The sequence below is a fragment of the Acidobacteriota bacterium genome (assembly GCA_018268895.1).
Taxonomy (GTDB): Bacteria; Acidobacteriota; Terriglobia; order Terriglobales; family Acidobacteriaceae; genus Edaphobacter.
This window is the reverse complement of the sequence record JAFDVP010000013.1, coordinates 40,734-54,097: the sequence shown is the minus strand read 5'-3', so window position 1 is coordinate 54,097 and position 13,364 is coordinate 40,734. Positions and strand designations below refer to the sequence as shown.

Here is a 13,364-nt window from a genome sequence, read left to right as displayed (position 1 = left end):
GTGTTCCTCTTAGTCAACTGGCGGGTACTCATTGCAAAGGTAGAATTGTCTCTCCTCGTCTTCCTCAATTGATGGATATCTGACGGAAGGGTTTAGGAAGTAATTGTCGCTCTGGTCGTCGCAGAGGCTGGAGACTTCACTACTCACCGTTATGCCAGTCCCCTCTTCTCCCCAAAACTGATGGATGGTACGCGGTGGTATGCAGATGCTCTGTCCCGGCAGAAGTCGGATGATAGCTCCTGGCAAGGTCCGCGCAGCCTGACCGTCGACGGAAACCATAAATTCCTCCTTACTCCAGGAATTCTCCTCGTTGGCCTTGGTCAACTGAACCATAATATTCCCACCTGAACGGTTGATAATGTCCTCGCATTTCGAACGATGAAAGTGGGCAGGTGCACGCTGTCCTTCCGGATCCAAGATTAATTTTTCGGCGTATGGCTTTGAGTATCTCGGCTCACGAATCGATCCATTGCGCAAGGTAAATAACGTTCTGCCGATCGCGTCGAAGTCGCCACTTCCAAAATCGGTTACATCCCAGCCAAGAGCACAGATACGAATCTCATCAGCCTCGCGACCCACACGATTCCAATTCTCGACTGTCCAATACGCGAACGGTGGTAAGTTGATCCCGGCTTTTTTAAATTCATCAATTGCTACACGGATGCTTGCATTGATTCTAGATCGTTTTAGTTTCACGATAAGTCCTCGCGTTCATGAAGTTGAATTTCAACTCTGTAACAGGTGCTCCAGATAGACCAAACGCCAATTATGTCCACTTCTCAAGCTCAACGACCGAAAACGTCTTGCCGGATCAAAGACCTCTCCGCCCTGAAATAAGCTCCCCAATGATCGATATTTCTGAAACAAACCTTCACTGCGCCTCAAAAGCAGGGACACTACTTGTATTTCCCGCATCCGATACCGGCAAACAAAAAAGTAGAAAAGCTCCAACCAGAAGAAGAACGCCCACCACTTCCATAATGCCTCCCAGTCCCAGGGAAGACTTCATAGCCCCAGCCGCAGCGGCAATGGCGCCTCCCGCAACTGTTCCGACAAAGTTGAAGAATCCATACCCGGTGGCACGCAACCCCGGCCTCACAATCTGGCAAAGCACCGGCATACAATTTGCGTCATATGCCCCTCGTCCGATTCCGAAGACGACAAGCGCCACGAGCAGAATCCTAGGAGAGGACGTTATCCCTACAATGCAAAGAAAGGGGCCCACGAGGGCGAGGCCTGCGGCCTGAGTAAGGAGACGCCCCCTCGCCCACCGGCTTCCCCATCGATCTGCAAATATCCCGCCAAGCGCAATTCCTCCCATACTCCCGGCCTGTATATAGAACGTCGCAGAAAAGCCTGCTGATAAAAGGCTCATGTGAAAACGCTCATAGAGATAAATTGGCATCCACGTATAAACCAGCCAGTTCGCCAACGAGGTTATTCCGAAAACTACAGCCAGAATGGAAAAAGCACGTGTTGAACAGAGCTCTCTGAGCGATGCTATGACACCGGATTTTTCTACCTTTGTGTGATGAGCCTCCTGCCCCACAGCAGTGGAGTCTTCATGAAGAATTCCCGCTACGAAAAGTGCATACAGAATGCCAATGACTCCGAGAACGACAAATGCACTCCGCCATCCGTAATGTTCTCCGATCCATCCTCCAATAACCCCGCCGAGCACGATGCCGAGATATCCACCACTGAAGTGAAGGCCAGTGGCAAGCGAGCGAGTTTTCCCCCTGTGATAATCGGCAATCATCGCGAGGCCTGCTGGCAGGTAGGCGGCTTCGCTGACTCCCATCAGTCCACGGACCCAGAGCAACTCCTGGAAGTTTCTGGCTTTCCCAGTAGCCCATGTCATGAGCGACCAGACGAGCAGACTCATCACAATAATGTTCTTTCTGCCGAACCGATCCGCCAGGTAACCTGCGAGAGGGCTGGCAATGGCATACACCCATAGAAAGGACGTGCTTAGTAGACCTAGTTGAAAGTTCGAAAGTCTGAGGTTTGATTGCAGGAGAGGAAAAACTGAGTAGAATGCCTGACGGTCGAGATAGTTCAACAGCCAGACAAACCACAGGCAGAGGACAACCATCCACGCATAGCGGGATTTGCTCCTCATATGGCAGGTCCGAGGATCTCATTACAGAAACTGCTTTGCTTCACTAACTCGCGCAACTGGAGTTCGCCTGCTTCCGTCAGATTTTCATTAGGCGCAATGCACCGCCCGCAATCATACCCGCGCCATTTCAACATCGTTTTGATCGCAGAGACATTGGGGAAACGTGATGTGATGCGAATGAGCTCGTTGATCCGGTCTTGAGCACGGCGAGCTCCTTCCCATTGCTTGGTACGTGCACACGCGTAAACATCGACAAAGAGCTGGGGAATGAGATTATAGAAGCTCCCGATGCCTCCATCCGCACCCATCAACAACCCTGCAGCGAGTACTTGGTCCCTACCATTAAAAATGACTTTTCCAGCGCTGCTGACCTGGTGGAGCTTGAACAAGTCAAAATCTGTGAACTTTAAACCCGCTACATTGGGAATCTCGCACAATTCCAGTATTTGATCGAGCGTTTCGATGGCACGGCACAAATCCGGGAAAAAATAAACCAGAAAGGGCAAGCCGCAGGCTTCCGCAAGCTGTCGGTAGTAGTGGTGAAGTTCTCGAAAACTATAACTTCCAGCAGGAGGCAGAGCACTGACAGCAGAGGCGCCAATACGCTCTGCGTGACGAGCAAGCTGAATAGCCTCCGGGAGCCGCACACCGCCTACGTGAGCGATTACACTCTTTCCTTTGGGCGAGCATCGAACCGCCGCCTCAACAACCCGCTGCCTCATAGCAACTGACTGAAGTGATCCTTCTCCCGTGTTCCCGCAGACGTACATCCCGTGGACGCCGACTTGATACAAGTCGGCAAGTAGCCGCTCGAATACTTTCTCAGCAAACTCTCCCGCCTCATCAAACGGTGTAACGATTGCAGGAAGAACTCCATGAAACATATCCTTTACAGATTCACCCGACCGCATGTGCTAACGCTCCTTGGACAAACATTGTCACTTCACAGTTTTCTGCCAGCTCAGACTAACTAGGTTCATTACCCTTCTCCTCGGCTGCTACCAGCGGGTTAGGGTGATACTCTTTGCTGTGTACGATACGATTCCAGAGCGGCAGCACAGATCATTGTCGAGATCAATCCGTCCGCTGCTGAAGTCTCCGGCAAGCGTTTTCCCTCCACAGAATCGAAAAAAGCGTCGTGCTCCGCTCGGAAGATGTCATCTCGGTCCTGGCGAAACGTCACGGTCTGCGCGGTCTGGTTGCGGCGGTTTCCAACAAGCAGAAACCCTTCATTGAAATTCAGGAACGCCCAACCTTCATCCCCAATGACTTCGTAGGCGTGTCGCTCCGGCATTTGAACGTAATTCAGGTGGACATGTGTGATTAAGTGCGAATCGTATTCGCATATTATGTCCGCAACATTGGGCTCAGCCGTCAGTTGCAGCGCTCCTCCGTTAAAGCCGTAAACCTGGAGAGCGATAGGCATTTTCTTTGTCAGCCAATAAAGTAGATCTGGCTGATGGGAATAGTCGAAAAACAACGTGCCAGCATGTTGCGCCTGATATCGCGAAATTGAATTGACAAGTGTTATATGGCTGCCGACGTGGGCGCGAATATGCAAAAGACTTCCCAGGTCGCCGCGCTCAATTATTTCTTTTAGTAACAGCATTCCTGCGGAGAAATGCAGATAAAAACCGACGTTGAAAATTCTTGACGAACGTGAAACAACTTCTCCAACTTTCCGTGCTTCTTCTACCGTGTATGCCATTGGTTTCTCACAAAACACATGAGCCCCGGCGTTCAACGCGGCGATACTCTGAACGGCATGCAGTGATGTGGGAGAGGCTAGCCAGACAACTTCAGGATGTGTACCGAGCATCGCTTCAAAGCTTTTATGTACAACCAGCGCTCCAAATTCAGTTTGCAGCGACGCAAGAGCATCAAGGTTAGGTTCAACAACCTCCACCTGCGCCCCCTCGCGCTCTCGCAACAAGCGTATGTGGCGTTTGCCGATGGAACCTGCCCCGACCACCACGATGCGCTGCCTTACTGCCATATGGAAAATCCTCCGTCCACCACTAAATTGTGACCAGTGACATAGTCCGCTGCCGGGCACGCCAGGAATAGAATTGCGCCCTTGATATCAACCCCATCTTTCCCCATGCGTCCCAGCGGAGTACGGTCGCTGTAATATTCGACAAATTCGGGGCACAGTTCTCTCGCGAAGCCCCCTGGAGAAACTGCATTCACACGGATTCCCATTGGTCCAAGAGATGCGGCGAGGTCGCGGGTTAGTCCAATGACACCGGCCTTTGCAGCTGCGTAATCAACTGGCTGCCCCTTCATACCGGCGCGATCGTACATCCGACGATCCCGACCGACCAATCCCGCAATTGAAGCAATGTTAATAATCGAACCACTACGCCTCTCAGCCATCAGGGATCCAAACTCGCGGCAGCAGTAGATCAATCCTGTGAGATTCACGCGGACGAGTTCGTCGATATCCTGTGCCTTTCGGTCGAACAATCGCATGGCTCCGTGATTTGCACTGCCTCCCGCATTGTTGACCAATATGTCGATTCGCCCTTTCCAGTCCCGAACCCGGCATGCGGCTTCTGAGACATCTGTGTAACAGGTCTGGTCCATCTCAATTGGCAATACATCTCTTGAATACTTCTGACGTAATTTCTCGGCCGACTCTTGTGATCGCGCCAAATTACGCGATGTTATCGCTACATCACAGCCAGCGGCAGCTAAAATGCCGGCGGCGTCAAAACCGAGGTGTCGCGCACCGCCTGTAACAACAGCCACATGGCCCGCAAGATCGAACATTTCGACAATTTCTTTATTCATAACGCCGACATAAAAGATTTATTAGGTGGTCCTCTTCGATCGCATAACCCTTTTCCCTCTAAACATCGACGAAGCCGCTATGTCCTGGACTCCCGGACCCGAGGTATCCATGGCTAGCACCGGAATCGTCCGGACTTACCCAAAAGGAGTAAAGCTCGCCCAATCGGAGAGAGAACTTGAACCTGACTGGCCTGCCCGCCAGTTGTGATAGATCCGATCCCCCTTTCCAGCTAATCATCTGTTTAGTACTGTCAACCGCAAGAGACTGACAGTTATTTCTTGTAAAGGGTTCGATCGCAGCACCAGAGGAGTCGAGCACTTCAGCGCGAAGCTTACCCTGACTTGAGTTGGTATTTACGAAAAGATGCTTCCCTCGGAACTGTAGAGTTCGTGTCGTCAAAGTTCCTTCCTCGTACTCTGACCCCATGGATGCGAAGCCATCGCGACGTAAGAAAGCAAGCCCCGTATCATACTCGCCATCCCAGAACGTTGACTTATCAGTAGAGAGCTTGCGAGAAGAAAAATACAGATACAGTTTGTCGCCCACGACAATGCAACCACCAGTTGCCGACTGGCAATTCCCCCAGTTCCAGGCGTGCGGCTTCTCTGTCACATAGAAAAATGGCCTGCGGTCCGGACGATAGAAGTGGAAACCGTCGCGGCTGTAACCCAGGGACACTTCGTTTCGCTTCGGAATGTGCAGCTCGGCGCACGTTTCATTCGTTGGCCCTTGCCATATTGAGAAGAACCCGAGCATAAGGCTTTCATATGCGATACCGTCAAACTGATAAAGCTGCGGTTCGATTCGCGCATACTCCGGGTTGGGATTATGGGGGTCATTCCTATCTGCCCCCAGCCATGGAACGACATTTGCGCTCGGAACAATATCGTTGGCAAGCCTTGTAACCTGGGCCGGATCATCCCCTTCCACATATGCCCGGAGCCGACGGCCCGAGACAAGGTAACGAACACCGATTACCCACTTATTCCGAAAAGGGTTGTAATGGGCATTGGTGTGATCCCCCACATGATCAGACAACGCCTTTGGCTCTGACCAATGAATTCCGTCCGCCGAATCACAGTAATGGAGATGCCAGAGGGGTGTCTGGTCGCTCGGTTTCTCTCCCGATCGTGCGGTATAGAAGATCTTATAGCGCCGCGCTGCTTCAGCATTGTAGTCAATCCAGACGCTGTTGGTGTCCACCGCCCGTCTTTCATTCCCTGGTCGAGGCCGCCAGCCTTTCGTATGGTCAATCACGATGTTTGTGCCGGACACAATGTCGAGATTGGGTTTTTCCCAGTGAATCCCATCCTTTGATGTCGCGTAGCAGGTGTATTTCGAGTAGCCGCCTGTGTACCACAGCTTGAACAAGTTGGATTGGTTGTCGTACCAGACTCCGCCACTGAAGGGTCCGGCAGCTGGTCCAGGCCCTTCGATCTCCCACGGCTTATCGGGCTCAATAATCGGGTTGGCCGTAGAATATTCCGGCTGATGATAGGTACGTTTGAGCGTAGTTTGCTCAATGAGGAAATCATCCACGAAGAGTTGTCTGCCCAGATCGATATTTATGACACTTGGAGGAGCATTCAGGTAAGGCACAAGCATCGGTTCAAGTGAGAGCGCCGTATCACGTGGCGGCCAATTGGGCTGAAGTCGGATCCCGTTATATAACGTCTCCCATGCCGATGCTCCTTGATCCAGTGCAGAGGCTGCTGCATTCCATTTCGAAAGAAGCAGCGGTGTAGCCACCATGCCTTCTAGAAATTTTCTTCTTCTCATCCAACAGCCACCTTTCCATTAACAACAAGGAGCGCATCAATTGCTTGCATATCACCTGTCCGATCGCACATCGAAAGATGTGGCCGTTCAGACTGCGCTTTCTTCTCGCGAAAGATTCCTCAATCCAACCGTATATAGCGACGACCTTCTATGCCCGGAAGTCAAATCCATAGAGGAACGTGCGCTTTAGGTAGAAGCTGGCCATCTTCGCCCCGATCGGGGCCTTCACACCACCGCGCCATCGCACCATCAAAGCGTGGTGATCACCCCTAAGAGACTCACAATCCTCACGTCCGAAACCGCGCAGCGGTTGACCTTCCGCATCGAGGAGCTCTACCTGGAGTTGTCCCTCGCCGAAATCTGGTGGCGCATTTTTCTTAGCCGGTCGCGTTTTGATGTCAACCCAAAGAGTTTTGCCGGCCAAATCCTGCGACTTTGTAGTCGCGATACCGACCGTCGGCCCTCCCGCTGACGACGCAAGAGCAAAGAGGCGATCTATCTGCCAGGAAGAGCGGCATAATGCAGCGTTGAAAGGCAAGAGACCCGAAGCCTCACTGATCACTGTCTGTTCGTAACCGATCGTTTTGGACGGGGCCTGGGTTTCGGAGAGCTGCCGGTGCGCGCCTTCAGTCGCGCCATAGTAAATATAGATGGTGTTGTTCTCGACGATCAGGCTATGACTTTGCCAGATCATCCCACCCCCGTAATCTCCCAGCGGGGCGTTGCCGATAATAGGCTGCCGGTCAGGAAACCACCAATGGTTCCCATCTCGCGAAGCGGCAATGCGCAGGTCCTGGGTCTGTGTAAGAGGATGATAGACGCTGACCATCCCTAGATAGCCACCTTCAACCTTATGTGGCACCAATTCGTTGTATTGAGTATCACGATGGTCAAGTTCGTCCGCCGTTACAAGCATTGACTCATCCTGTGTCCACACATTACCGTCGGTGCTTGTCGCTCGGTATAGGCTGCGAGCAGCACCTGTCTCGTAGCTGGGCAGTTGACCTTTCGGCGGCCTAGCACCTGGCACACGGTAATATGACACGTATCCACCTTTAGGATCTCGATAGAAAAAGGCAATATCCTCACTCATCGGTTTGGTGATGGGGCCATAGGAGAGTTGCCAGGCCTTCCCATCGTGCGACCGGTATCGGTAGTAAGCCATCTTGCCGGGATAGTTCAGCGGAGGCGTTCCCTCGGTCGAACGCTCGCGTAAGACGAACATCTCATAGGGCCACTGGTGATTGGAAGAATCGATGAGCACAGAACCGTAAGCTGAGACTCCACTTGCCAAATCAAACAGGATATTCGTGGCTGTATGATTTCCAAAACCAATTGGTGAAAATGCCGGTCTGATCCAGTGGACTCCATCGTTACTCTCAAACAGACATAACCGTCGCTTGCGAGCGTTGTCAGAAACCCAAGGGTGAGGCCAATCCTTAGAGGTTTCTTCCGGCGGCGTGCAGACGACATATGCCTTCCATTTACCATCCAATGGATCTATCAATACCGTGCCGTGAATACCCACGCCACCCGAGTCCCATGGCATGTGACCTTCAATGAGCGGATTGTTTGCGTCCGGAGTACCTGGTTCCACTCTCCACGCCGTCAAATGAAGATCACTGAAATCATCGGGCATGAGTAATGGCATCCGCTGAAGTTGCGGTACCGGGTTGTTCGGGTGGAGCTCGCCAAGTGCGGGCCGCACTGCGCCTATGGTAGCCACTGCACCCGCAGACTTGAGAAAGTCCCTTCGACCTATCCTCATTTGCTCTCCTGTTCCCAGATGTTGCTTCTGAATTTCTCTGTGAGAAACCGTCGAACTAAAAGTTCAACAGCAGACCGAATTGCAGCTGGCGGCCGGGCTGCCGAGCAGCGCTTATTTTTCCAAACTGGGATGTGCCAAACTGACTCCCCGGCGCAGAAAAGGAATGCGAATTAGCTGTATTGAAAAAATCGGCTCGAAATTCAATAGACTGGGGTTCCCGGAACAATGGCCAGGACTTGGAGATCGAACTGTCCCAATTGAACAGATGTTGACTGTAATATGCATGCTTCCCGAGATTGCCAGCCGTCCCGTAAGCTGGCAGCGCGAAAGCGCTGGTATCGAACCACTTTGTGATACTCCGCTGGTTGAGCGCCGGGTTGCCGACAATGTTGGGAAACTGTCCGCTGCTTGTCCCAATGTTTTCGTTGTCAGTCGTCAGGGCCACATAGTAGGGGAGTCCGCTGTCCACGGTAATGATCCCACTGTGCCCCCACCCGCCGACTATGGCATTGAAAAACCGGTGGGTCGTGAATGACGGTAGTGAGACAACATATCCTGCGGTAGCTTTATGGCGGATGTCGAATCCAGCAGCGCCTCTAAAGGATGCAAAATTAAATCGCGTCGGACGAAATTTGGACGCACCCGTAGCATTGAGGGCATTCTGGAGCGAGTCCATGGTGTCAATCGCTTTGGAGTAAGTGTAGGCGGCAAGAACAGAGAAATTGTGAGAGTACCGCTTGTTGAGCTCTAAAGATAGCCCATCGTAGAAGCTGACGTTTTGGTTGTAGCCATTACTGGTATAAGGCGGGATCTGAGGCCATTTCTGCCGCGTCTGGTAGGGAGTGGTGCCAGGTGTGACTGCGGTATTGTCAATGATCTGGCTTGACAGGTGAACGCCATGCGATCCGAAATAAGCCGCCTGCAGTCTGAGGGAAGGAGCTAGTTGGCGCTGGATTGAGAAAGTCCATTCTTGAACATATGGCGTACGCGTGGCAGATCTTGCCACTTCTAAGCATTGGGCGCAACCGAGGGGAGTTGGTGAACCTGTAAGCGGCCCGGGAAATGGATTAGGCAGCAAGGTCGTGGGCAATCCCAGATTGACACTGGAAACTGTCTGGGGAAATGCAAACGGCCAATTGCCACGATTACCCTGCTGGCTCTGGGCGTAGTTGATACCAAAGGTGTCATAAAAGACCCCATAAGAGGAGCGGACGACCGTCTTGGGATCCAGGGCGTAAGCAATGCCAATGCGCGGCACTATATTGGTGTAATCGGGAGGGAACATACCTCGCGGCGCATTCGGAGGTTCGCCCGTGATTGGGCTTTTCTTGTTGTAAAGATACTGCCCTGTTTCCCATACGAATGTGCCACTGCCCGAGTCGTTGATCAGCGGGCTCGCATAATCCCAGCGGACGCCCAGATTCAGCGTCAACTTCTTAGTCAAATGGAGTGTGTCCTGCAGGTAAAGACTGTAGGCATTCCCATGCATGTAGGCAGATGTATCCCCACCTACGCGGTCCGCACTGTTCGGCAATCCCAAGAGAAAACTGGCGAACGAAGACCCGGTGCGAGCGGAAGAATTTCCGGTTTGCGTAGAAGTGAACCCGAGGTCTGAACTCGCTGAGGAGTTTGTAAAAAACTGAGACCTCATGATGCGGCCGCCAAAAGCGAACTCGTTCTTGCCTGCGATTTTCTGGATGTCCTCAGTCCACTGCATATAGTATTCCGGGCCATTAATCGAACCACTGCCGCCGATGCTCGCGTAGCCAGGTATGCTGATGGACGGAGTAAGATCGTAATTCTGATTCTTCCCCTGGAACTGCCCAAAAGCATCAAGTAGACCCGAATCCTTCAGCGTATTTTGCGGCCCAATTCCACCTCCCGGTCCCCCAGTCAATGCTTGTCCATTGACTCTCTGCATGCCAAAACGTGTTGTGAAGAGAAACGTCGGAGAGGCAGCGTGAGTCTCACTTACAACTACGTTCATGTAGCGGTTCCGACTGTTAGTAGGCAGAGTCGGCAGAGTTTGAGTCGAGGACGTATTGAGCGAATCGCTATAGCGAGCGTAGAAATCGTCTTTGCTACCGAATTGATGATCAATTCGGACACTCCACTGGTCCCCGTCCTGAATTGAAGGAGCAGTGTCAATATAGTTGGCTCCTGGCACAGCTCCGTCCGGAAGGTTCGGCGTCGGGTATAGCTGCTTGAGAATCGTTAGCGACGAAGCGTTGACGCAGGTTGGTTGCGGAGCACAGAGATTCGTCGCTCCCATCGGGATTTGGTTATTTGGAAATTGCTGACGCAACTTGATTCCGCCTGAGCCAGTAGGCGTCGTATATGGGTTGTAGATTGCCGGGTCCGCTGAGAAATCCCCACCCCTTTCGGCCACAGTGGGAACAAGAGAGGTAGCATTAGATGCGCTATGGAGGCGGATGCCCTCGTAATAGCCAAAGATGTACCAGGACTTCGACTTGGGCAGCAGATGAGGAAGTGCGAATGGGCCTCCGAAGGTAGCTCCAAATTGATGCCACTTGTAGAGCCCGACTGATGGAATAAAGTATGTCCTGGCATTTGTCGAACTATCACGGAAGTACTCCCAGGCATTCCCGTGATAGTTGTTGGTGCCAGATTTTGTAACAATATTGATATTGGCGCCAGACGCCCAGCCGACAGCACCCGAATCACTTCCCGATTCGACCTTCATCTCCGCGATTGCCTCAGGCGGCGGATAAATCCCGATAGTACTGAATAGCGGCTCGTTGTTGACAACTCCATCCAATGTGTAATCGTTGTCGCGCTGCCGTTGACCATACATCGACGGATTCAGAGCAACTTTATTCACGCTTGAGTTGTCGCCATGATTATCAGGGACAGAACCTGCGCCCGGAAGAATTCCGATAAGCGACGTGAAGTTCCTACCCAACAAGGGGGTCTTCGTCATCTCAACCGGACTAATTTCAGCGCCGAGCGAGGCACTTCCTGTTTGCAGCAGCGGAGCCGTGGCCTTAACGTCAACAGTCTGAGATTGCGCTCCGATGGCCAATGCAACATTCAGTGTTGTTGACTGTCCTGACCGAAGCAAGATGTCGGTCAGACTCTTGCTGGAGAATCCGGACGCCGTCACAGTGAGCCGATAAACTCCCGGTTTAATCGCGGGTATCACGTAAAGTCCCGCAGCATCCGAAACAGTTACACGACGGGACTTCGTCTCAGTGCCTTCTAGGACTACGCTGGCATTCGGAACCAACGCATCTGAGGGATCGGTAACGGTCCCAGAGAGCGTCGCCGTCCCTACCTGGCCATACGCCGGGATGGATGAACCCTGAATTGAGATCATAGCGGCGCAAATTGCAACAAGGATATAAATGCGACGGTTCATAAGACGTCCTTCTCCTCAGAGATCTTGCTTGATGTCAAGCTCCTAATTCCCGCTTCCAACCTCGAAGCGAAAACGGCCCAACGAATCAATTGCGACTGTGATATCTCAGTGAGGAGGATGGTATTTCACAAAAATTGAGATGTCAATATATTTTTTGATATTTACTGGAATATCAGTTTGGTGTTTTACAAACTGCTTCGAGAACAATCAGGACAAATTTGCTCCGGCAATAGTCGCATCGCGGATGCCGCTCTGATTGCTCCGAGCTGAATTTAGTAACTGATTTCGTCCGATTCCAGGGGTTCTCACACTAAAACCGGGGTTGGTTTTAAGCCTTCAAACGATAATGTATGAAGACAAACCGATATACTGAAGGACCCGATTGCAAGAACGTTTTGAGGGATCAGAGGCAGGACCGAAGCGACGACGTTCTGCCGGCGGCCTTACTGGAGGGGTATGGGATTAGTTTGATCCACTTCAGAGACATTCCTCTTGTCATTGAACGTAAAAGTGTGCCAACAGTAATTAATTGAGGGCATTACAGGTAGCCATTGCCCCAATTGGAGTATTTTTCTCTCCGTCTCAACACCTCTTCGATGCCATAGCGCGTATGTTCGCGCATTGCTCTGTCGGCAACATCGACGCTTCCGCTGCTTAATGCCTCTATAAGCTTTGAGTGCCAATATCCAGGATTAGGTTGCGGTTGAAATGTATTGTCATAAAGCCAGTTCAATACCAGAATTTGATTCCTTCTGATGGCTGCGCATAGAGCTTGGCATCCAGTACACTCGGCAATTCGCATATGAAATTGCGCGTGCATGGTATGGACTTCGAACGAATAATCTTCCAGGGTTTCCTTATTAGAGTGGTCGGGTGCGCCAGCATCATATAGTGCATCGAGACGCCTCGCCATCGCGGCGAGATCCTCACGCTCTCTATTGCTGGATTTCTCGGCGAACAACCGGGCAGATTGCGATTCGAGTGCCTCACGAACAATATAGTGACCGCGAATTTCCTGCTCCGATGGCAATCTCACCCGGGTCCCTACTCGCGGTAGGCTTTCGATAAGGCCTTCAGATTCAAGTCGCTGCAGAGCTTCTGTTACTGGTCGCACTCCTATATTCAACGTGTTGGCCAAGCCTCGGCGTGAGACGGCCGACCCTGGCGGTAACCGACCTCGAAGGATTTGATTCAGTATTAATTCATAAGCATGTTCGAACTGGCTGGCTCTTAAACCGACAGTGCTAGGTATTGACATACCAGAATGCTATCAGGGATATCTTGACATTTCAATATTGAGAAAATAGGATGACCGAATACTGGCGCATCACGATGCAAACTGAAGCACTACACGAACTTCAGAGAGTAGAGGTTCGGGGCAAGAACATAATTGCGGAACCTGCTCGCCCGTTTCTGTCTTGATAAGGAATTTCTGTGAGAACTCTAAATCGGTGGATCGTATTTTGAAGAACCTTCCCAATCTCAGCATAGGATTCGCGTTCTACTGCTCCTCAACAACAAA

At 51.7% G+C, this 13,364-nt stretch carries 9 protein-coding genes; all 9 read right to left on the bottom strand.

Annotated features, from left to right (window positions below):
• Positions 1-9 precede the first annotated feature (9 nt).
• The 9 genes from JSS95_16235 to JSS95_16195 all read right to left on the bottom strand — a co-directional run bounded on the left by JSS95_16235 (position 10) and on the right by JSS95_16195 (position 13,100).
• Entirely contained in the window at positions 10-699 is a 690-nt protein-coding gene (locus tag JSS95_16235) for a D-lyxose/D-mannose family sugar isomerase (GenBank protein MBS1801361.1), read from the bottom strand.
• Positions 700-871: 172 nt separating this feature from the next.
• A complete protein-coding gene (locus JSS95_16230) occupies positions 872-2,122 on the bottom strand; it encodes an MFS transporter (protein MBS1801360.1) in 1,251 nt (416 codons plus the stop codon).
• A complete protein-coding gene (locus JSS95_16225) occupies positions 2,119-3,033 on the bottom strand; it encodes a dihydrodipicolinate synthase family protein (protein ID MBS1801359.1) in 915 nt (304 codons plus the stop codon). Before JSS95_16225 ends, JSS95_16230 begins: the two co-directional genes overlap by 4 nt.
• 98 nt (positions 3,034-3,131) lie before the next feature.
• Positions 3,132-4,118, bottom strand: coding sequence for a Gfo/Idh/MocA family oxidoreductase (locus JSS95_16220; protein MBS1801358.1), 987 nt, complete (start codon positions 4,116-4,118; stop codon positions 3,132-3,134).
• Positions 4,109-4,915: an SDR family oxidoreductase gene (locus JSS95_16215; protein MBS1801357.1), complete on the bottom strand. Its 807-nt coding sequence runs from the start codon at positions 4,913-4,915 to the stop codon at positions 4,109-4,111. The genes JSS95_16220 and JSS95_16215 overlap by 10 nt, the downstream gene beginning before the upstream one ends.
• 58 nt (positions 4,916-4,973) lie before the next feature.
• A complete protein-coding gene (locus JSS95_16210) occupies positions 4,974-6,695 on the bottom strand; it encodes a hypothetical protein (GenBank protein MBS1801356.1) in 1,722 nt (573 codons plus the stop codon).
• Between the two features lie 148 nt (positions 6,696-6,843).
• Complete coding sequence (locus JSS95_16205; GenBank protein MBS1801355.1) at positions 6,844-8,463, bottom strand: hypothetical protein; 1,620 nt, start codon at positions 8,461-8,463, stop codon at positions 6,844-6,846.
• 55 nt (positions 8,464-8,518) lie between these two features.
• On the bottom strand, positions 8,519-11,842 hold the full coding sequence (locus JSS95_16200) for a TonB-dependent receptor (protein MBS1801354.1): 3,324 nt from the start codon (positions 11,840-11,842) through the stop codon (positions 8,519-8,521).
• Positions 11,843-12,380: 538 nt separating this feature from the next.
• Entirely contained in the window at positions 12,381-13,100 is a 720-nt protein-coding gene (locus JSS95_16195; GenBank protein ID MBS1801353.1) for a GntR family transcriptional regulator, read from the bottom strand.
• Positions 13,101-13,364 lie beyond the last annotated feature (264 nt).